We start from the raw sequence: 21,777 nt of genomic DNA, 5'->3' as shown, positions 1-21,777 counted from the left end.
GGGCCGGCTGCCGGGGGAAGGGGGCGCGGAACACCGGCCCGGTTCATCGTCCCGCGACGCCGCCCACCGCACGGCCCGGATGCGCCGGGGAGTCGCTCGGGGCAGCGTCGACGCTCGCCGGTCCCGACGCCGCGGCCGGGTAGATGCCGGTCTGCTCGGTGGCGTCGATCGTGGGTGGCCGCCCGTCAGCGAAGCCGAGCTGCACGATCTGGTGCGGGATGACCAGGTCCAGCGCCCAGTCCGTGACCACCCTGACCCGATTGGACCCGTTGTTCAACGCGTACGCGTGGTACGCCCGGGTGACCACGGCCGCGGGCAGTCCGTGCAGGGTGACCCCCAGCGGGTTGGCCACCGCGTCCCGGCCGCCTAGATCGACCACGAACCCGAGATCGTGGTGCCGGTACGGCCGGGCGGTGCCGTACCCGAGGGACGCCGCCACGTTGCGGGCGGCGGCCCCGGCCTGGCGCACGGCGTGCTGGGCGGTCTGACTGGCGAGGGCGCCCGAGCGGGTCACGTCCGGCACGGCGGCGGCGTCGCCCAGCGCGAACAGGCCATCCACCTCGGGGACGCGGAAGCAGTCGTCGACGACGAGGCGCCCGTGCGTGGTGGGCAGGCCCAGCTTGGCCACGAGCGGGCTCGGGGACACCCCCGCGCACCAGACCACGGTGTGGGTGTCGATCGTCTCGTGCTGGTCGGGGGCCTCCGCCTGGCCCAACCGGACGGTGCGCTCGGTGACCTCGTGCACCGCCGTCCGCAGCCGCAGCTCGACGCCGCGGGCGGTCAGCACGTCGGCGGCCCGGCGGCCGAGCGTCGGCGCCAGTTCGTGCAGCAGGCTCGGCGCGTGGTCGACGAGCACCCAGCGGACCTCCTCGGCCCGCACCCGCGGGTAGTTCGCCACCGCGCGCCGGCTGAAACGGGTCATCTGCGCGGCGAGCTCCGTGCCCGTGTACCCGCCGCCGACGATCACGAAGGTGCACAGGGCGCGCCGGCGAGCGTCGTCGGTGGTGGTGGCATCCGCCCGCTCGAACTGCCGCAGCACATGGTCGCGCAGGTGGACGGCCTCGGCGAGGTTCTTCAGGCCGATCGCGTGCTCGCGCACGCCGGGGATGTCGAAGGTCCGCGTGACGGACCCGGGGGCCAGCACAAGCCGATCCCAGCCCAGCTCGTCGACCGTGCCGTCGCTGCCGAGCACGGTCACCGTGCGGGCCCGGGTGTCGACCGCCACCGCATGGCCCAGGCGCAGCACGGTGCGGCGCAGCGCCCCCCGGGTGGCCACCGCCAGGTGCCGCGGCTCCACCGAGCTCGCGCAGACCTGCGGCATCAGGGAGGTGTAGAGCAGATGGTCCACCGGCGAGACGACGGTGAGTTCCGCCGCCGACGCCGGCAGCAGACCTTCCAGCCGCCGCAGCAGCCGCAGGCCGGCGAATCCGCTGCCCACCACGACCACGCGGGACGCTGCCGCCCCGGACCCGGCGGCGGACGCGGGTGCCGGGCGATCGGCTGCCCTGTCGGCGGGCAGGAATCGACGCAGGGACGCCGGCAACGACCATGCTGCGGGCACGTTCCACCTCCGGAGGCCGCACAAGGCGGTAGCGGTCGGGCGGCGGCAGGACGCGGGTGCGCAACCGCTTGGGGTGCGCGGACCGCGCCGGCCGCCTTCCTCTGCGTGCCCGGGTAGGCCGCCGGGCAATCGCTCGCCGCAGCGGTCTCGCTTCACGTCCAGTCGATTCTCATGATCGCGATCGTGGAATCACGTCAACGGCGTTGATTATCGGACATCCGCCGCCGTCCTGGCGGACCTCGCCGGTCAGGGCCTGACCGGCGCGTCACCGCGGGGGACGCCCAGGTCACCGACCCGTGGACGCCAGGCGTCGAAGAACTCGCCGCTGGTCAGCCGGCCCTCCAGGGCAATCCCGAGGTAGCGACTTCAGGCCCGCACGCTCCCGTCCTCCTGGAGGAGCAGGGAGGTGTGGACAGTGTGATGGTCGGGCGCCGCCGCGCTCCTGGAGCGGACGTAGTCGGCGAACTCCCCGAGCCCGTGGTAGGTCCGGCTCGGGCCCGGCCCGATGTCGACCCGGACGTCGGACGTGCACGCGAGCCCCAGCCCCGCCACATCGTTGTTGTCGAAGACATGCGCGAACAGCGCCAGGATCTCCCGGATCGCCAGCGCGTCACCCTGGGGAAGGACGGCCGCCATCTCGTTCTTCCCTCCGCCCGCCGCTTACCGTTGGGCCCTTCCAGGATGGTCGGCCTGCCACCACCGGAACACCCCATTCCATGTGCATCGGGGTGCTGGTTCAGGTCTGGACGAATCGGGTGCCGCTTGCGGAGAGCAGGAAGCCTCGGCCGCGGCCTGGTCCGCTCGGCGGGTAGGTGAGGTACCGGCCGCTGATGGGGTCGGACTCGCCGGGTTCCGGTTCGAGCACGAGGCGGGTCGGCGCCGACTTGAGCCGGCTCGCGGTCGAGGTGTAGTCGGCCGTGCGCAGCTCGCCGACGCGGGCCGTCGCAACCAGGCGGACGCGGGGGTGACGCTCCTGCAGGAAGGCGTTCAGGCTGTCGCCGAGCCGGGTCACGTCGTCGATGAGCAGCAGGGCGGGGCGCTGCTCGCCCGCGGCCCGCTGGGCGAGGGTCACCGCCGTGTCGAGCTCACGCACCCGGTCCGCGGCCGGGCAGCCCGCGAGCGGCGAGTCGGCGGGGGCTGCCGCGTAGATCGCCACGGCGTCACCCAGGCTCGCCCGAGTAAGCTCCGCGAGTCGGCGCAGCAGCGTGCTCTTGCCGCAGCGAGGTGGCCCGTACACCAGGGCCGGGCTGCCTTCCGCCAGGTCAAGGCACACCTGCACGACCGCGCCGTCCTGGGTGGCGAGGCCCACCGGGATCACCAGCACGTCGTCGTCCAGGCGGGCGCCCCCGTCCGCGGTGAGCTCGTCCGGCTCGATCGTCGCCGGCAGGGCCCGGATGCGTCTGGGTAGGGACGCGGCGCGGGCGCCGTCCGCCCAGGCCCACCGCGACGACCGGCCAGGCCCGTCGGCGCCGCCGAGCAGGGCTGCGGGCACATCGGTGGGCAACGCTGCGGGCGTGGACTCGCGCGTGGCCCCGGTCGGGGAGACGGCGTCGGGGGTGGCGACCTGGACCTCCATCAGCAGGTCGTTGCCGGTGGTCCACAGGCCCCGGCCGGGCACACCGCGTGGGATCGAGCGTCGTTCGACGGTGAGGTCGGTGTAGGCGTTGCGGTCCGGTAGGCGCAGGATGAGCCGCTGCGGCGCGCGGGCGGCGACCTCGTTGCGCACCCGGGTGCCGACGACGGACGCGGCGACGGCCACCTTCGACGCGGGCCCCGCGCCGATCACCGCGGCGAAGTCCTCCAGCACCGCGATCCCCTGTTTGGAGCTGACGGCCTCGTACGCGTTCATGAAGCCGGCCAGGTTGTCGATCAGCAGGATCGACTGGGCCTCGGCCGCTCGGGCCGCCGCGTCCAGCGCCCCCAGCCGGGCGATCCGGGCCCGCAGGTAGGCCAGCAGGTTCACCTGCCGCTCCCGCTCGTCACCGAGGATGACGTTGCCGGCGCAGTGCGGCAGCGCGGCGAGCCCCTGCAGGTCGCCTCCGGCGAAGTCGAGTGCGTACAGGTGCAGCTCGGCCGGGGACAGCGAGGCGGTGAGACTCGTGGCGAGCACGGTCAGCGCGGTGGTGGCGCCGGCGCCCGGAGCGCCGAAGACGAGCAGGTTGCCGGCGTCGAGATGCCAGGCGACCGCGGGCTGGCGGGCGTGCTCGGACTCGTCCGGACGGTCCGCGCGGCCGAAGTACGCCGCGAGCCCGGCGGGACGCCCGGGGATCACCTCCCCCGCCCGGGCCTGGGCCACGACCTCGCCCGGTGCCAGCGACACGGGCAGTGCCGGCGGCCAGACGTCCGCGACGGGCCGCAGCTGGCGCCTGCCCAGCGCCGACCGGTAGGCACGCCGGACTCCGGCAATCAACGCGCCCAGCTCGGTCCGCTCCCCGGCCTCGACACTCTCGTCGTCCTCGACACCCGTGCCGTTCGGCAGGTCGTCCACCTGCCACCAGGGCTCGTCCAGGGCTGCGATGCCCGCCAGGTTCGCGCCGCCGGACATGGACGTGACGACGCCTGCGGCGCCCACGACGTCCGCGGTGGCGACGACGGCCGCGCCGGGTGGGACGGCCGAGGCGGCGGTGGCGACCGCACTGGGCGTGACGGTCCACCTGTCGTCGTCGGGGGCGGCGGCGGGGAGCAGCGTGAACGGTTCGAGGCGGATCGCGTCGTCCGCGGACGCTTCGACTGGGCCGGACGGGTAGCCGGCCTGGAAGGCGAGCACCTGGTTGTCGACCCGGGCCAGCCCGCGGCCGGGCACGGTGAACCGGGCGGCGTCCGGCAGGTCGATGAGGCGCACCGAGTCCTCGACGTCGAGGAGCTTGAGGGTCATCCGCAGCTGGGTGTTGCGCTTGATCTCGTCGTAGTTGCGCACCGAGGCGGGGCTCTGCGTGGCGAACAGCAGGTGCACGCCCAGGGAGCGGCCCCGCTTCGTCAGGTCGATGACGGTCTGCAGCTCGTCGGGGAGCTCATCGGCGAGGATCTGGAACTCGTCGATGATGACGATCAGTCGGGGCAGCTCACCGGCGATCTGCTCGATCTTCGTCGCGCCGCGGGCGAACAGCAGCCGTTCGCGGCGCAGCAGCTCGGTGCGCAGGTAGCGCAGCGCCCGCTCGGCCTCGTGCAGGTCGGTGTCGCTGACCAGGCCGACGCAGTGCGGCAGCCGGGTGAGCTCCTGCAGGGACGTGCCGCCCTTGAAGTCGAACAGTCCGATGATCACCTCGTCGGGTGAGTACCGCGCGGCGAGCCCGGCCACGATCGTCTTCAGCAGCTCGCTCTTGCCGGATCCCGTCGCGCCGCCCAGGAGCCCGTGCGGGCCATGGCGGACGAGGTCGAGCTCGAACGGCCCATCCTCGCCGACGCCCACCGCGATCGTGAGGCTCCCGGGGTCGTGGCGGGCCGACCAGTGCCCGCGGATGGCGTCGGCAAGCTGGTCGGACGGCTGCGCCAGGTCGAACGGGACGAGGTCGGACAGCCGCACCCCGGCGGGCAACGGCACGTCCCGCTCGGCCACGAGCGGATCGTCGAGCCGCGCGAGCATCCGCGCGCAGCGGTGGGCGTCGTCGGCGTCGAGCGCCGCCGGGCTCGCGCCGTGGACGACTTGGCCGGTCCTGGCGTCGGCCTGCGTGACCGTGCCGTCGGGGCCGAACTCGACCAGCGTGGTGGTCAGATTGGGGGGTGGGCCGTCGACGACGATCGCCGACGCGTCGGCCGCGAGCGCGCGGCGGAAGGCGAGGCTGGACCCGGGCCGCAGCCGCGGGCCGTCGACGATCAGCAGGGTCCGGACCGCCTGCACCCGCTCGGGGGACGCGGCGGCCGGCAGGCCGAACGCGGGACCCCCGCCGGCGCCCCGGCCGCCGAAGCCACCGGAGCCACCGAGGCCGCCCGATCCGCCCGGCCGGCCCGATCCGCCCGGCCGGCCTGGTCCTCCCGGTCCTCCTGCTCCGGCGGCGCCGGCGGCGGCGAACGCGTCCGCGGCTGTCAGCCAGGCGGCGGCCTCGTCGACGGCGCGCTGCGGGTCTGCGGTGGCGTCGATGCGCCGCACCCGCAGTTCCCCGCTGGCCTCGTCCCGCAGGTGCGGGAGCCACTTGAGCCACTCCCAGTCGGCGGTGTCCTCGACCAGCAGGCCGATCCGCAGATGGGCGGGCCCCTGCGCGCAGCACGCCTGACAGATCGCCGCACGGACCAGGCCCAGCACCTCCGGCCGCGGGCCGCGCAGCGTCACGAGCTCGCCGCGGTCCAGACTGAGGGTGAGCGGGATGGGTGAGAGACCCCCCGAACGGGCCACCCGTTCCCTGACCTCGGCGCCGGCCTGGTCCACCCGCTCGACCGCCGGACGCCACTGCAGGTGCCCGACGGCGACGAAGACGTCCAGGAAGTCGCGGTCGGTCGGACCGCGTTCCCACAGGGTGGCGCCCAGCTGGTCGGCGGCGCGCACCCAGTCGGCCGCCGTCGGCGTGACGTCCCAGCGGCGCCGCAGCTCCTGGCGCCTGGCCTCGGCCAGCCTGGTGTCGAACGCGGCGAGTTCCGCCGCCCGCTCGGCGGCGCCGCGGCGCACCTCCCGGCGGCGGCGCAGCCGGCTCTCCACGAACGAGAACACCACGATGATCGCGCCCATCGCGGAGAGGAGCGCGTACGTGAGCTGCCTGGTCATCGTGAACAGAAGGCCGGCGAGGACCAGCGGAGCGCCGAGGGAGGCCCAGTTGAACGGGTTCGCCCCGCCCGGCTCCCGGGGCGTCGGCGGCAGCGTGACCCCGTCCGGCGCCGGCGGTGGCACCGGACGGGCGGTGCGGTGGAACGGCACGGTCGGGCGATGCTCGGCCGGCACGCCCAGTGCCTGGCCCGGTCGGGCCAGCCCGCCGCCCGCGCGGGCCAGGCGTGCGGTGCTGCGCCCGACGGTGAGCACCGCGGCGGGGCGCAGGACCTGATCGTCCGCGGGAGCCTCGCCGTCCACGGTGAACTCNGCCGCCGCCCACCGGCAGGTGACCGCGTCGTCGGCCACGGTGAACTCGGCCACCGCCTCCTCAACGCCGCCGCGTTCGAGCAGCGGCCCGTCGAACGGGTCGACGAGCAGCGAGACCGCCTGCCCCACCGGCACGGGCAGCCGCCACCCAGCACCCGGGCCGGCGACGACCACCAGCTCCCACCCGCCGGGCTGCGACCCCGCCGACGACCAGGGCAGTACGTCAGACAGTTCGGCGTGGTGGGCCGGGGCCGGGGCCCACCAGTCCGCCTCCGTATCCGACGCGACCGCCTCGAAGCCGCTGGGTTCCGGCGCAGCCACGGGCTCCCACCAGGCATCGGCGTTGTCTCCCTGCGAGGTGTCGTCTCCCCGCCAAGCCGACGGTCCCGGCGCGGTGAGCCCACCGCCAGACCCGGACCAATACCCGTCCACGGATTCGGCCGGGGCCACCTCGACGCCGTCGACGATGCCGCAGATCGCCACCGGCACCTCAGGCTCGAACGACTCCCCCTCCACCACAAGACCGAACTCGCCCGCCGGGCCAAACAGGCGAAGACCCAGCTCCCGCACAGTCGCGTCCGCCCCGACCTCCACCGACCAGTCCCGCACCCCGCCGCCCCCGGCGACCGCGCGCACCCTGACGATCATGAGGTCCGAGACCGCGGACTGCGCCCCGCAGGACCGGTCGGAAGTGTCATGAGCTCGGCATAGACGGGCTCGGGCCGGGGAGCCTCGTTACCACGCCACCGTCCGACCAACGGGCCGCCACCGTACCTGAAGGTGACCAGGCCGGCTGAAGGGACGAAATCCACCACGACGATCTGCACCACTTTCCTGTCAATGAGGCGAGCCGGACGACATCATCCCAGGTCGGTGAAATTTCTAGGCTCCGACTCGGGCGGCGGCCACCATGGACACGGAAGTAGGCCGTGCCGTTGAAGGCTGCGGGTTCTCCGAGCTGTTGTGATACTCGAGTGGGATCTCCGTTAGCGGCACCTCGCGTCCAGTCGATGACCGCCTCGCCGCGGCGATGCCGACGTAGGGCCGCGGCCCCGGGCCAGTCTGTATCCAGGCATCCACAGGAACCTCCACGTTGCCCCAAGGGTGGGCGACGGTAACCAGGACATCCGGGTACTCCTCGAGAGACAACATCAGCGCCCTCCGCGACGGTGGCCAAGTTCTGAACTTCCCAGTCCCCGAAGTCGCGGCGCACCATCACCGGCTCCCACCACGGGAGTCCTCGCCTGGCGCACTCCGCGCGCGATTTCCCTGGCATCCTCCCCGCTGATGTGGCTCTTCGACAGGAACAGGCATCGCGCAAGTCGGCTCATCGCTCATCCTCATAGATTCCGTAACCAGCAGCGCCGACCCCCGACCGCTCCGCACCCAGCCAGTGACCTTCACGTAGCCATCGGCGATCGGGAATTCAAGGCCCTGCCGCAGGCTGCCCGTGGCACAAGTCTTGGCTGTGGCCTCCGCGCGTCTCCGCCGCTACGCGTCGAACGCTATTCTCCCCATTCAATAAAATCCTCGACAGCCCGCCGGAACCAGGCGTAGAAATTGACGAAGGCATTTTCCCGGTGGTATCCAGGGCTGGCGAAGTCGTGTACGACGGTGATACCGCCGGAGTCCAGATCCCAACAGGCGACGTCATCGTTGTCCTGCCGCTCCGCGAACGGTACAAAGCAGTCGGCGGGGTAGCGGCTGCGCAGGCCTAGGTGTCGGCGGAACAGAATTTCCCCATCCATGATCCACCAGGGTTCGAGGTTGGTCAGTCCGAGCTCCACCACTCGGAGAAATTCCGGTGGATAGGTGAAGTCCCGAGGAAGATCGACGGTGGATATCAAGTTACTCATCCCACCCTCCATTCCAGCTGGTTATGGGCGATCCCATCGGATATGTCTGACGATAGATTGCCTTCTGCCCTCGCAATCGGTTCTCCACCGCCTCCCCCCAGGTGTCGGGCGAAATCTTCTTCGTGTCTCTGAACCGGCCGGCGAAATCGGATGGTATGGGGTCGCTGTACCGGTGGATGTTCGCCTGGATCCGGGTGTTCGTGATCTTTGCCGCGAGCACCCGCCGGTTGTCGACACTCGTCAGTCCGCCGTCGGGCATCCGCACGACGTCGATCCGGTCGCCAGCCCAACCGTTCGCCCGCATGCTGGCGACGTACTGCGGGACTCTCCTGCCGACCGACCCCTGGCTGAACCGCACGTCGGCCGGCTTGAGAGTCGGCCGGAACAGCATGCGGCTACCCGCTCCGCCGAGCCCACCAGTCGCCAGGCCGAATGCGACCTCGCCGAGATCAAGATGCCCCGGGTGGGCTACCTGCTGTTCGGTGACATCCCCGGCAGCCCCAGAGATTGCGCCCGATCCGGCCGCGACCAGATAGCCCTCCCCCGTGACGAGTTTTCCGGTGGCGGCGCCGACACCGCCGCCGACACCCCCGGCGATACCGGAAAGCGCGACAGCCGTGGGATCGAAGTTGCCGGTGACGAGACCCAGGCCGGCGGAGCTCCCGGCGCCGATGAGGATGCCGGCACCGATCGCCTGCCCTCCCGGCACGAACATCAGCCCGACTCCAGCGGTGATGACCGCGGCGGCGGCCAGGCTTCCCCACGGGTCCTTCTGGATGTTGTGCCAGGCCTTGCCGAACATGTTCCTGGCGGACTGCGACCGATAATCCTCGTACGCGTCGTCGCTCAGTGGACGCAACCCGGTCGGGTCCAGCATTCCGACCGGGTTGTTCCACGCCTCGTGGTAGGGGTTCGCCGCACCCGGCATGCCGGGAACGTGCTCGAGCGGATCCGGGGACAGGAAGGAACGCGCCTGGGGGTCGAGAACCCGGGCGCGCTGCCAGAGCAGGCCGTTGAAGGCGAGTTCGCCACGGTAGCCGAGCCCAACCGAGACCCTGGCATCCGGGGACGAGCCGCGAGCAGCCTCTCCGGCGTCGCGGGTGGGGAACCGCCCTCCCCACGGGTCATGGCCGCCGAACGAGCCCTGCCAGTCGGTGTCATGCCAGCGCCCACGCCCCGCGTCCTCTCCCTGCCCGTCCGCGCGGGCATCCGGCGTCGTGGGGCCGATCACACCGAGGGCCGACTCGGCGCGGACGTAGGTGGTGTCGCCGAGGCCCTGGACCTGCCCCGGCCAGGTCACCGGGTCCCAGCGGACCGCGGTGCCGTCGATCTGCAGCAGCTCACCGAGTGCATCGGTGACCAGGCGAGTCGTCCGCTCCTCCGGCGCGTCGCCGCCGACGGCGCGGGACGGGATGCGGCTGACCTCGGTGAGCCGGCCCAGGGCGTCCCAGCCGTACCTGGTGCTACCGGTCGGCCCGTCCTTCGCCACGCGGCGGCCGGCCGTGTCGTACCGGTAGCGGGTCGGCCCGGCCGCCCCGAGGCGGCGTTCGACGAGCTGGCCGGCGGCATCATAGGTGGAACGCAGGACGCCGGCCGGGTCGCCGCGGTCCTCGGCGACGAGGCGTCCGCCCAGATCCCAGGTCAGGGTCTGGGTCCCCCACGGCCCCTCGGCGGTGACCAATTGGCCGGCGGCGTCGTAACCGAAGCGCAGCTCGCGGCCGCCGTCGACGACCCGGGTGATCCGACCTACGGCGTCGCGTTCCACCGTTCTGCCCGGTGCGCTGATCCGCCCGTCGGCGTCCCGGTCGATCCGCCGCACGCCGAGTATCGGGTGCTCGACGGAGCGCAGGTAGCCGTCGTCGTCGTAGTCGTGGCGCACCGGCGGCGAGCCTGCCTGGCCCAGCCGGACGCAGCGGTCGTCCGCGTCGTACTCCCAGGTGAGCCGGCCCGCCGCGGTGGTGCGGGAGACCAGCCGACCGGCCGCGTCGTAGGTCAGGGAGACGCCCCNGTCGGGTCCCGTCGCATCAGCCTGTGCCGTGGCACTGATCAGGCGACCGGCGGCATCGTGGTCGAAACGAGTCCGGGGCTCGGCATCGTCGAGGAGACCTTCGCCCACCAGTCGGCCGGCCGCGTCCCGCCACCACCGTTGGCCGACGCCGTTCGCACCACGCCAGGCCTGGACCGCGCCGTCGCTGGCCCGGATGACGGTGGTGGTGCGGCCGAGGGGGTCGGTCGTGGCGGTCAGTCGGCCGACCTGGTCGTGGCGCAGTTCGTGGCGGCCGCCCAGCGGATCCGTCCAGGCGGAGAGCTGGCCGCGGGCGTTGTACTCGTAGCGGGTGACGGCGCCGAGCGGGTCGGTGGCGCTGGTCAGGGCGCCGCGGGCGTCGTAGGTGTAGCGGCGGGAGGCGCCGGTGCCGTCGGTGACGACCACGGGCAGACCGAGCGGGTTGTGCTCGATCGTCGTGCGCCGCTCGCCCGGGCGGGTGACCGCGACGACGCGGCCGTACGCGTCGTACTCCCAGGTCGTCTCGCGGCCGGCGGGGGTGACGAGTGCGGTCAGCCTGCCCGCGGCGTCGCGGCGGTACAGGGTGCGCGCCCCGGACGGGGAGGTGGTCTGCACCCAGCGGCCGACCCGGTCGTAGCCGTAGGTCTCGCGCCGGCCAAGGGGCGTGGTGACGGCGGCGAGGCGCCCGCCGGGAGTCCACTCGAGCGTGCGCCGCCCGCCCAGCGGGTCGGTGACGGCCACCACCCGTCCGCGCGGGTCGTGCTCGTAGCGGGTGACGGCGCCCGCCGGGTCCGTTTCGGCGATGACGGCGCCGGCCGGGTCGTACGCGCGCTGCCAGACCCGCCCGTCCGGGCTGGTGCGGCGCACCGGGCGGCCGGCCTCGTCGTACTCGGTCCGCCACTCGTGGCCCTCGGCGTCGGACTCGACGGTCGGGCGGCCGTCCGGGTCGTAGCCACGGCGGAACGTCGCGCCGGCGGGATCGCTCAGGGCCACCAGCCGGCCGAGGCCGTCGTGGTCGAAGTGGAACTTCTGGCCGTCGGGGGCGACGATCAGCGCGGTGTTGCCGAACAGGTCGTACTCGAAGCCGAGCGTCGAGCCCAACGGGTCGGTGACCTGCTCGACCCGCCCGTGCGGGCCATACGTCGAACCCCATCGCCCGCCGGCCGGGTCGACGTAGCCGTCGGGACGGCCCGCGGCGGTGTAGTGGTACTCGCTGCCTGCCCCGTCCGGGCCCTGCTCGCGCGTCACCCGCCCGGCGGCGTCGTTCTCCCATACCCGGGTCTGCCCCGCCGGCCCGGTGATCCCCACCAGCCGGCCGGCCGCGTCGTAGCGCAGCCTGGTCCGCCCGCCGCCGGCGACCCGCACGTCGATGAGCTGGGCGTCGTCGTCCCAGCGGAACCTCGTCGTGACGCCGTCCGGATCGACGACGCAGGTGGGCAGGTCGTCGTCGTTCACGGTGATCCGGATCAGCGCGCCGGCCGCGTCGACGATCTCCACCGGGGTGCGCGCGGTGCCGGCGTAGACCCATCGGGTGAGGTGGCCGCGTGGGTCGGTGTAGCTGGTCAGGCGGCCGAGGGTGTCCCATGACCAGCGCTCGGTGATGCCGCACGGGCCGGCGCGGTGGACGAGGTTGCCCTCGTCGTCGTAGTCCATCGTCCAGCGCGCGCCGGAGCGTTCCTCGATGCCGCGCAGCCGGCCGGCGTCGTCGAACACCCGGTAGAAGGGACGGTCCGCGTCGTCCACGACGCCGACCAGCCGGCCGGCCGAGTCGTGGCGGTACTCGTTGATGGCACCGCCCGCCGCGTCGGTGACCAGAGTGCGGTGGCCCTCCCGGTAGGCGAACTGGACGAGACGGCCCTCGGGGCTGAGCTGGGTCAGGACCCGGCCGGCCTCGTCGTAGGTGGTGCGGGCCAGCGTCACGCCGTCGGCGTCGACGAGCTCGGTCAGCAGGCCGGCGGTCGCCCCGGCGTACCGGAGGCGGCGGGAGCCCTGGGGGCCGCCGTCGACGGCGACCAGGTTGGCGTACTCGTCGTAGGAGTAGCGCACCTCCCGGCCGTCGCTGGCCCGCACCGCCGTGACCAGGGCACGCTCGTCGTCCCATACCAGCTCGACGAACCGGCCCGAACGGGGATGCGACAGCCGCCTCAGCCGGCCGCCCGACCAGGCGAGCAGCAGTTCCGTCCGGTCGACGCGCACCCGCACCGGTCGACCGGCCTCGTCGTACCACCAGGTCTCCCCCGGCCCGCGGGTGAAGCGGAAGCCCGCGCCGTCGGCGTGCAGGGTCGCGCCCAGCAGCGGCAGCTCGGTCGGCCGGTCCACGCCGGGGCGCGCCAGCAGACAGCACGCGCCGTCCGGGGCGCGCCACTCGATCTGCTCGGCGCCCTCGACCCGCTCGGCGCCCTCGACCCGCTCGTCACCGAGGTCCAGGGCGGTGTCGGCCCAACTGGACCACCCGCGCCCGTGCGCGCCGAGCCGCTCATGAGCGCGGGAGTTGTAGGTCCGCCGCCAGCCGGCCGGCGCCACCCGGCCGGGCAACGGCAGGTCGAGTTCCTGCTCGACGAGGTTGCCGTTGGCAGTACACACCGGGTCGGCCGCAAAGCCGCTGTCCGGCGTGTGGCCCAGCAGCGTCGGGTCGTCGACGGTGAGAGTGGCCGTCGGCAGCGAACCGATGCCGGCCGCCGCCAGACCGGCAGCGATCCGGCCGTCGTCGACCGTGACCGGGCCGGCAGCCGTGCCCGCGGAGCCACTGTCCGCGGCGACGAACGCGTCCCTCACCGTGGCGACGAAACGGTCCCGCTCCTCGGCGTCGCTCAGGTGCGAACCTAATTTCACCCACAGATCCGGATGCGAAAGACTGTACTGCGCCCCGAACCGGGCGACCACGTCGTCGTAGTAGGCCCGCACACCGCTCGCCGCCGCCGCCAGCGTCGCGCGGGCCGCGGTGGCATCCGTGACATAGGTACCCAGGTCCTCAGGATCCGCGGAACTGGTCGCCACGACACTCTTCCTTTCTCCCCGCTCCTTCGCGGAGCCGGCTCCCACTCCACCGGCCGACGGCCCCGCGGCTCCGAACAATATTTCGGCGAAAGACCACCAGTCGCCGAACGAATTCGCGCGAGCGCCGACAAGATTTTGATCATCATCGTGGCATTGGCCCGAAGACACCCCCGACGGCCCCGCTGCCTCCGCCAACGATCACCCGAATGTTTCCGCCGCGGTAATTGGCGTTAGTCCATACTTCCCAGTCCCCGAAGTCGCGACGCACATTCACGGGCTCCTCCCAGGTAAGGCCGCGCAAGGCGCACTCGGCTCGCGCGATCTCCCTGGCATCATCCTTGCTGATGGTGCCCTTCGACAGGAACAGGCATCGCGCAAGTCGGCTCATCGCACACCCTCGTAGATTCCATAGCCGGCAGCGCCGACTCCCGCCAGCTCCACGTCCAGCCAGTGCTCCTTATCCACCGCCAGCCCGCGGTCGCCGGGCGGTCCGAACAGGCGAAGGCTCAGCTTCCGCACGGTCGCGTTCGCCCCGATATCCACCGACCAGCCCCGCACCTCGCACCTCTCAGTGACTATCCACACCCTGATGATCACCATATGATCGCGCCGGTCCCATGCTGCTCCTACGCATCCGAGACGCCATCGGCGCGGGCGGGCGACCACACCCAACCGATACGTGAAAGATCTGGGCTAGGGCTCTGACTTGGGCGGCGGCCCCCACGGGCACGGAAGTAGGCCTTGCCGTTGAAGGCTGCGGGTCTCCGGGCTGTTGTGGTACTCGTGCGGGATCTCAGCCAGCGGCACCTCGCACCCGGTCGATGATCGCCTCGCCGCGACGATGCCGACATAGGGTCGCGGCCCCGGGCCAGTCTGTATCCAGGCTTCCAAAGGCACCTCCAGGTTTCCCCAGGGGTGGGCGACGGTAACGAGGACATCCGGGTACTCCTTGGGAGACAGCATTCGCCACCCTCCTCTGAACGGATTTGCGCGAGTTTCCACAAGATATTTGATTAGATCGTCCCCTTGAAAGAGGTACTCCCCTTCGGAGATGGACAGAGCGTTCGACGGTGCGACGAGCCGGCTGGCCGGAACGCTGAACTCGCTGAGATGAGGCGCATTCTTCACGATCCCTTGCAGCCACCAATCGGTTGTAGCCGCCGCGGCCTCCGGGCTGTCGGTCACGCTGACGAAGGGGCTGTTCTCAACGAAACCCTGCATATGAGCTTCGGCAAGTCTGGCCACCTCAGCCGGGGACTCCAGCTGCGACATTACCTTTGCCTGCACATCCGGCGCCGCGGATTCCAGCCGGGACACCAGCGAGGTCGGATCGCTCGCGTCGTGGAACCGGAAGACGGTCTTGAACGCCGCCCCTGCATCCTCCACGGCGGTGGCGTCGGCGCCGACGATGTCGGCTCCCGCGGCGGTGGCGCCGCCGAGGGCATCGCCGATGCCGCCGGTCGCGCCGCCGAGCATGCCGGAGACGGCGATCGATCGGGGGCTGACGTGGCCGGTGACAAGGCCGATGCCGGCGGAGGTTCCGGCGCCGATAAGAATCCCGGTGCCGATCACCTGGCCGCCGGGGACGAACATCAGGCCGACGCCGGCGCCGATGACGGCGGCGGCGGCGAGGCTCCCCCAGGGGTCGTGTCCGATGTTGTCCCAGGCCTTGTCGAACATGCCTTTGGCGGCCTGGGTCCGGTAGGTGTTGTATTCGTCGTCGCTCAGCGGGCGTAGTCCGGTGGGGTCGAGCAGGCCGACCGGGTCGTTCCAGGCGTAGTGGTAGGGATTTGCCGCTGCGGGCATGCCGGGTAGGTGGTCGAGTGGGTCGGGTGACAGGAACGACCGGGTCGCCGGGTCGAGGACGCGTGCGCGTTGCCAGAGCAGGCCGTCGACGGCGAGTTCGCCGTGGTAGCCGAGCCCGGTGACCGGCTCGTCCGGACTGCCTGTCGGGCTGTTGGAGCTGCTCGGGATGGGCAGGCCCCAGGGGTCGTAGCTGCCGGGCGAGCCCTGCCAGTCGGAGTCGATCCAGCGGCTCTGCCCGGCCTGACCTGGTCGGCCCTCTGGAAGCTCGCCGTCGATGACACCGATGGCCGATCCGGCGCGGGCGTAGGTCGCCGTGCCGAGCTGGTGAACCTGCCCGGGCCAGGTGACCGGGTCCCAGAGCACGGGCACACCGTTGATCTGAAGCGGGGCACCGAGCGCGTCCACGGCGAGCCTCGTCGTGCGGCCAGGCGCGCTGGTCTCGCCGGTCGGGCTGTGGTGGATGTCGGCGAGCCGGCCTGCCGGGTCCCAGTGGTAGCGGACGGTGCCGGCTGGTCCGTCGGCCGTGATCCGGCGGCCGGCCGGGTCGTAGCTGAACCGCAGCCGGGTGTCGTCGTGGTCGATCTGGACGATTCGCCCGGCGGAGTCGCGATGCACGGTGCGGCCGGGGATGACTGGGCGGCCGTCGGCGTCGCGGTCGAGGAGGCGGCGGCCGAGCGCGGGATGCTCGACCGACCGCAGGTGACCATCGGCGTCGTAGTCGTAGCGTAGTGGCGCCGAGCCAGCGCGGCCCACGGTGACAACCTGGCCGTCGGCGTCGTAGCCCCAGGCGAGTCGTCCCGCCGCGGTCGTGCGGGCAACGAGGCGGCCCAGCTTGTCGTATTCCAAGGCGACCGCGCCGCCCAGCTCCGGCCGATCGGGAGCCGGGCTGGCCGGGTCAGCTCTGGTGAGCCGACCAGCCGGGTCGTAGCTATACCGCACCTGTGGCTGCTCGCTGCCGGGCAGGCCCCGTCCGATCAGCCGTCCGCCGGGGTCGCGCCACCACCGCAGCCCGGTGCCGTCCGCGTACCGGAGGGTGTCAACGGCACCGTTACGGTCGCGGGTGACGGTCGTGGGCCGCCCCAGCGGGTCCGTCATCCCGATCTGCCGTCCGACCTGGTCGTAGCGCAGCTCGTACCGCCCGCCCAGCGGGTCCGTCCAGGCCCGCAGGCGGCCCCGGACGTCGTACTCGTAGGACGTGACGGCGCCGAGCGGATCGGTGGCGCTGGTCAGTGCTCCTCGGGCGTCGTAGGTGTAGCGGCGAACCGCACCGTCCGCGTCGGTGACCGTCACCGGCAGCCCGAGCGGGTCACGTTCGATCGTCATCCGCCGCCCGTCTGGGCGGATCACCGCGCTGACGGCGCCCTGCGGGTCGTGTTCCCAGCGGGTTTCCCGGCCGGCGGGGGTGACCAGCGCGGTCAGCCGGCCCGCCGGGTCGTGCCGGTAGACGGTCCGCGCTCCGGACACCGACAGGGTCTGGGCCAGCCGGCCGGCCCTGTCGTAGCCGTAGGTCACCGTGCGGCCGAGCGGCGAGGTGACCGACGCGAGCCGGCCGCCCGGTGTCCAGGTCAGCGCGCGGCGTCCGCCCGCCGGGTCGGTGACCGCGACGACCCGGCCGCGTGGGTCGTGGTCATAGTGGGTGGTGGCACCTGCCGGGTCGGTCTCCGCGATGACCGAGCCGGCTGGGTCGTAGGCACGGTGCCAGGTCCGCCCGTCCGGGGCGGTGCGTTCCGTCGGCCGGCCGGCCTCGTCGTAGGTGATCTGCCAGGCGTTCCCGTCGCCGTCGGTTTCGAGGGTCGGCCGCCCGTCCGGGTCGTAGGCCCGGCTGAAGGTCGCCCCCGCCGGATCGCGGGCTGCCACGAGGCGGCCCAGGCCGTCATGGTCGAAACCGAACGTCTGCCCGTCCGGCGCGACGATCCCGCTGGTGTTCCCGAACAGGTCATAGGAGAAGCCGACCGTCGAGCCCAACGGGTCGGTGACCTGGGCGACCCGTCCGTGCGTGCCGTAGGTCGAGCTCCACCGACCCCCCGCCGGGTCGACGTAGCCGTCCGGGCGCCCCGCGGCGGTGTGGTGGAACCGGCTCCTCGCCCCGCCCGGGGCCTGCTCCAGCACGACCCGGCCAGCGTCGTCGGTCTCCCACCGCCGGGGATGACCGTCCGGGCCGATCATCTCGACGAGCCGGCCCGCCGCGTCATATCGCAGCCTCGTGCGCCCAGCGCCGGCAACGGCCACCCTGGTGAGCTGACCGTCGCCATCCCAGGCGAAGCGGGTCGTGACACCGTCCGGATCCGCCACACAGATCGGCAGATCGTCATCCGACACTGTGATCCTGGTGACCGCACCGGTCGCGTCGACGATCTCCACCGGGGTCCGGGCCCCGCCGGCGTAGAGCCACCGGGTCACCTGGCCACCTGGGTCGGTGTGCGAGGTCATCCGGCCGTGGTCGTCCCAGGTCCACTGCTGTCTGATCCCGCACGGACCGGTCCGGGAGGTCAGGTTCCCCGCGTCGTCGTAGTCCATCGCCCAGCGGGCACCGGAGCGTTCCTGGATGCCGCGTAGCTGGCCCGCGTCGTCGAACACCCGGTGAAAGACCCGGTCCGCGTCGTCGATGACACAGATCAGCCGGCCGGCCGCGTCATGCCGATACTCGTTGATCGCACCGGCCGCTGCGTCGGTCACCAGCGTGCGGTAGCCCTCGCCGTAGCCGAACCGAACCAGCCGTCCCTCCGGGGCCAGCTGGGTCAGCACTCGGCCGGCCTCGTCGTAGCTGTTGCGCGCGAGCGTCACCCCGTCCGCGTCCACGATCGCCACCAACATCCCGCCAAGGCAGCGGTAGCGGCGTGGACCGTGCGGGCCGCCGTCGACGGCCACCAACTGCGCGTCGTCGTCATAGCAGTAGGACACGGCCCGGCCATCGCTGGCTCGCGCCGTGGTGATCAGCGTGCCGGTGTGGTTCCACTCCAGCAGCACCGACCGGTCCGACCGGGGATGCCGCAGCTGCACCAGCCGGCTTCCAGCCCACTCCAGGGTGATCTCAGAGGGGCCGGTCCGGACCCGCACCGGCCGGCCCGCCTCGTCGTACCACCAGGTCTCCGCCGGGCCGCGTTCGAACCGGAATCCCGACCCGTCGGCGTGCAGCATCGCGCCCAGACGCGGCATCGCCGTCGGCCGCCCGGCACTCGGCCGCTCGACCAGCAACTCCGCCCCGTCCGGCCCACGCCACCCGACCAGCTCCGCGCTCAGCTCCAGCGCGGTATCCGCCCAGGAGCACCACCCTGGCCCGTGTGCCCCGACCCGGTCATGACCGCGGGAGTTGTACGTCCGCCGCCACCCCGCCACACCGGCCCGCCCCGGCAGCGGCAGGTCGAGTTCCTGCTCGACGAAGTTGCCGTTCGCGGTACACACCGGGTCGACCGCGAAACCGCTGTCCGGCGGGCGGCCGAGCAGCACAGGATCATCGACCGTCAGCGTCACCGTCGGCAACGCGCCGATCCCGGCGGCCCTCAGTCCGCTCGCGATCTGACTGTCCGCCACCGTCACCATGCCGCCCGGCGAGCCGCCGTCCGCGGCGACGAACGCGTCCTTCACCGTGCCGACGAAACGGTCCCGCTCCTCGGCGTTGCTCAGGTGTGAACTTAATTTGGCCCACAGATCCGGATGCGAAAGACTGTACTGCGCCCCGAACCGAGTGACCACGTCGTCGTAATAGGCCCGCACACCGGTCGCCGCCGTCGCCAGCGTCGCGCGGGCCGCGGTGGCGTCCGTGACGTAGGTGCCCAGGTCCTCGGGGTCCGCGGAGCTGGTGGCCACGATCGTCTTCCTTTCTCCCCGAACTTCGCGGGCCGAGTCCCCATCCGCTGACCGAGGACTCCGCGGATCCGAACAAAGTTTTCCTCGGTCGTCCGGGCACATCCCATTGCCGGGGGCCCTACAATGCCCCGAACGTTCCGCTGATTCCCGGGGGAGGCCCAGGATGGGTGTTCACGGCGGCCAGCACGTGGTCTTCGACTTTGCGGGCGCACTTGAGCTGGCCAGACGGCTGTGGGGCCTGGCCGACGGCGTCGACACCTTCCGCGGAAAGCGGGACACCGCCGCGACCACGGCCCTGCGCCATTGGCAGGGCCGTTATGCCACGGAGTTCCGCAGTAGTGTGACCGCCGAACAGGGCAGTGACACACATCTCAGTACCGCGATGCGGGACGACGCCCGCACCCTGGCCGCCCTGTGGAGCCAGGCGATGGCGGAGGAGGCCAAAGTCCGATACGCCGACCACGTCACCGAGAAAAAGCAGCACAGGGGCTTCTTCCATCGCATCGAGGACGCGGTGTTCGGTTCCGACGACGACTACGGACCCGAGCCCGGGCCGTTCACCGTGCCGCAGCCGCCCGCCTTCACCGCGACGGGCAGCCTCCCGGTCTACGACTAGGAACCGCACCCCGGGCCGGCGGCCTTCGGCGGCCGCATCTCCCAGGAACGCCTGCCGCGCAGGGCGCCACCGGCACCGGCTCGTTGCCTCGCGGCGGGGCGGGCGGCCGTCGGCACGTCGCTCAGTTGCCGCCCGCATTCATGATGTCCGTGTTGATCTGACTGACCTTCTGCTGCAGCGCGCCAAGCTGGGTGACCGCGTTGTCCAGCGCCGTCTTGGTCTGAGGCCAGATGTCGGCCCGGAACTGGACGGCGAGGCCGCCGTCCCAGTTGTTCGGGTCACTCAGCAGCTGACCTTCGCGTTCCAGGTTCTGGATCTCCTGACTGAGCCCGGAGTTGATGATCTGCTGCATACGCCCGATCGCGTCGCGCGCCGTGTCAGTGGAGACAACCCGAGCCATCGATCCTGATCTCCCCGCAAGTCGATTCTGCCGCCGACGCCATCATCATAGCCACACCCATCTCCACGGGCGGCACCCCGACCTGGCGGCGCCATATCTTTCCTGTTGAACGGCACCACAGCCCGGACGGACGCCCGCGCCGGCCACCGAGCAGCTGATTGCGAGCGGACAAACGTCGGTAGCGGGTTGCCCGTCTCGATGACCTTGGCGGCCGCACCCAGGATTCATCAGCGTTCGAACGGTGGACGTTCTCGCCGGCGCCCGGCTATAGTCGGGCAGCAATGGTGTTGGCCGTTCCCGCGCTGGCCCGGTAGCGCGGGAACGGCCCGGGTGAATATGTGTTATACGGGCAGCTCCGGCCGCCGGCCGCCACGAGGCCGGGTTTTCCGACGACGTTGCTTCCAGGGTCGGCGCGCATTCGGGCGTCGCCGCTGCCCGCTGTTCGCTGTCCGCTGTCCGCCGCAGACAATGGTGAGTGGTGTGCGTATCTGGCCGGATGACGGACGGTTCGAGGCGGCGGTCACGCGCGGCTCGTACTGGCATCCGCGCCTGACCGGCGTCACCTTCGACCGGGAGGGCCCTGCCGGGCCGGGCCGGGCCGATGCCGGCGGCGACGGGTCCGGGCCGCTGCTGCACGCGCTCGGCGCGTCGGCGGTCGTCTTCTTCGGCCGTCGCGGCCCGCAGGGCGTGGCGCTGCGCTGCCCGACCCGGGACCTGGGCGCCGGTGCGACCCGTCGCTACGAGAAGCTCGCTGCCCGGCGGGCCGCCCATCCGTCCCTGGCCGCCGCGCTCGCCGAGGCGGAGTGGATCGACCAGGGCGTCGAGATCGACGGCACCTGGTGGCCGGTGATCGTCATGGAGCGGGTGGAGGGCCGGTCACTGGCCGGCGAGGTGGAACACGTGCTCGAGAAGGACCCGGCCGGGCTGCGCGGCCTGGCCTGGAACTGGGCCGAGTTCGTCGCCGCGCTCGGGGCGGCCGACGTGGCGCACGGCGACCTGCAGCAGAACAACATCTTCGTCACCGGGGACGGGCAGCTGAAGGCAGTCGACCTGGACGGCGTCTGGCTGCCGGCCGTCGCCCACCTGCCGCCGGACGAGACCGGTCATCGGCACTACCAGCATCCCCGGCGGCGGCGCGGCGACTGGGGCCGTACCGTCGACACGTTCTCCGCCCTGGTCATCTACCTTTCCCTACGCGCGCTGGCCGTCGAGCCGGACCTCTGGGGGCTTTACCACAACGGCGAGAACTTAGTGTTCACCGACGACGATCTCGCGCATCCGGACCAGACCCCGCTGTGGGACCGGCTGAACAGCAGTCCCGGCCAGGACGTCCGTCGGCTCGTGGCGCTGCTGCGGGAGCTCTGTCACGGCCCGGCCGACTCCGGCCGGGACCTGGCCGGCCTGCTGGACGGGTATCGCCGGACCCGGTCGGAGGGGCTCCTGCGGCCGGCATCGTTCCTCCGCCCCGCCGGGCACGACGACGTCAACCGCTGGTGGGACGAGCCCGCGGCGGCCCCGCCGGATCCCGACGCCACCTGGTCCTGGCCCGGCGAGGCGGACGTCGGCGCCGGGCTGGCCGAGCACAGCGACGCGAACGAGGGTGATGGCGCGGCCCGGTCGGGCCCGGCGCGCGCGCTCGTCTACGTCGCCGTGTTCCTCGCCGTCTTCGGTGTCGTCTTCGTCGTGTACCGCACCGGACTACTGCGGGCACTGCTCTCGTGAGG

General features: G+C 72.3%; 11 protein-coding genes. 2 read left to right on the top strand and 9 right to left on the bottom strand.

Annotated elements, in window-relative coordinates:
- Positions 1 to 43: 43 nt before the first annotated feature.
- From UK82_RS11875 to UK82_RS11845, 8 genes are all read right to left on the bottom strand, one after another.
- Complete coding sequence (locus tag UK82_RS11875) at positions 44 to 1,519, bottom strand: NAD(P)/FAD-dependent oxidoreductase (RefSeq protein ID WP_396230532.1); 1,476 nt, start codon at positions 1,517 to 1,519, stop codon at positions 44 to 46.
- Between the two features lie 408 nt (positions 1,520 to 1,927).
- Positions 1,928 to 2,197, bottom strand: a complete 270-nt coding sequence (locus tag UK82_RS11870) for a nuclear transport factor 2 family protein (protein ID WP_044884142.1) — start codon at positions 2,195 to 2,197, stop codon at positions 1,928 to 1,930.
- 100 nt (positions 2,198 to 2,297) lie between these two features.
- On the bottom strand, positions 2,298 to 5,144 hold the full coding sequence (locus UK82_RS42570; protein WP_396230531.1) for an FtsK/SpoIIIE domain-containing protein: 2,847 nt from the start codon (positions 5,142 to 5,144) through the stop codon (positions 2,298 to 2,300).
- Between the two features lie 2,927 nt (positions 5,145 to 8,071).
- On the bottom strand, positions 8,072 to 8,422 hold the full coding sequence (locus UK82_RS11860) for a hypothetical protein (protein ID WP_044884143.1): 351 nt from the start codon (positions 8,420 to 8,422) through the stop codon (positions 8,072 to 8,074).
- Entirely contained in the window at positions 8,415 to 10,418 is a 2,004-nt protein-coding gene (locus tag UK82_RS42565) for an RHS repeat-associated core domain-containing protein (protein WP_396230530.1), read from the bottom strand. Before UK82_RS42565 ends, UK82_RS11860 begins: the two co-directional genes overlap by 8 nt.
- Before the next feature lie 12 nt (positions 10,419 to 10,430).
- The coding region (locus UK82_RS37395; RefSeq protein ID WP_236705826.1) for a DUF6531 domain-containing protein at positions 10,431 to 13,424 on the bottom strand (2,994 nt) is incomplete at its 3' end.
- Between the two features lie 384 nt (positions 13,425 to 13,808).
- Entirely contained in the window at positions 13,809 to 13,982 is a 174-nt protein-coding gene (locus UK82_RS33625; protein ID WP_161849107.1) for a hypothetical protein, read from the bottom strand.
- A 135-nt stretch (positions 13,983 to 14,117) separates the two neighbouring features.
- Positions 14,118 to 19,037: a DUF6531 domain-containing protein gene (locus UK82_RS11845; RefSeq protein ID WP_055407109.1), complete on the bottom strand. Its 4,920-nt coding sequence runs from the start codon at positions 19,035 to 19,037 to the stop codon at positions 14,118 to 14,120.
- A gap of 163 nt (positions 19,038 to 19,200) precedes the next feature.
- On the opposite strand from UK82_RS11845, the gene UK82_RS11840 reads away from it, so the two are divergent.
- Positions 19,201 to 19,653 (top strand): hypothetical protein, encoded by a 453-nt coding sequence (locus UK82_RS11840; protein WP_055407108.1) that lies wholly within the window; start codon positions 19,201 to 19,203, stop codon positions 19,651 to 19,653.
- Between the two features lie 121 nt (positions 19,654 to 19,774).
- Here the strand turns inward: UK82_RS11840 and UK82_RS11835 are convergent, their stop codons facing one another.
- Entirely contained in the window at positions 19,775 to 20,053 is a 279-nt protein-coding gene (locus UK82_RS11835; protein ID WP_044884053.1) for a hypothetical protein, read from the bottom strand.
- Positions 20,054 to 20,533: 480 nt separating this feature from the next.
- Between UK82_RS11835 and UK82_RS11830 the strand changes: the two genes are divergently transcribed.
- The gene (locus UK82_RS11830) at positions 20,534 to 21,775 is read left to right on the top strand and encodes a hypothetical protein (RefSeq protein ID WP_052680981.1); all 1,242 of its coding nucleotides are present in this window, start codon (positions 20,534 to 20,536) and stop codon (positions 21,773 to 21,775) included.
- Positions 21,776 to 21,777 lie beyond the last annotated feature (2 nt).

The organism is Frankia sp. ACN1ag (assembly GCF_001414035.1).
Classification (GTDB): Bacteria; Actinomycetota; Actinomycetes; order Frankiales; family Frankiaceae; genus Frankia; species Frankia torreyi.
This window is presented reverse-complemented; position numbering and strand designations above follow the sequence as displayed.

What these genes read in the sequence shown, in the direction of transcription:
- UK82_RS11860 (WP_044884143.1), bottom strand. Translation starts at nt 8,422, where the DNA reads ATGAGTAACTTGATATCCACCGTCGATCTTCCTCGGGACTTCACCTAT.
- UK82_RS11840 (WP_055407108.1), top strand. Translation starts at nt 19,201, where the DNA reads ATGGGTGTTCACGGCGGCCAGCACGTGGTCTTCGACTTTGCGGGCGCA.
- UK82_RS11870 (WP_044884142.1), bottom strand. Translation starts at nt 2,197, where the DNA reads ATGGCGGCCGTCCTTCCCCAGGGTGACGCGCTGGCGATCCGGGAGATC.
- UK82_RS11835 (WP_044884053.1), bottom strand. Translation starts at nt 20,053, where the DNA reads ATGGCTCGGGTTGTCTCCACTGACACGGCGCGCGACGCGATCGGGCGT.
- UK82_RS42570 (WP_396230531.1), bottom strand. Translation starts at nt 5,144, where the DNA reads ATGCTCGCGCGGCTCGACGATCCGCTCGTGGCCGAGCGGGACGTGCCG.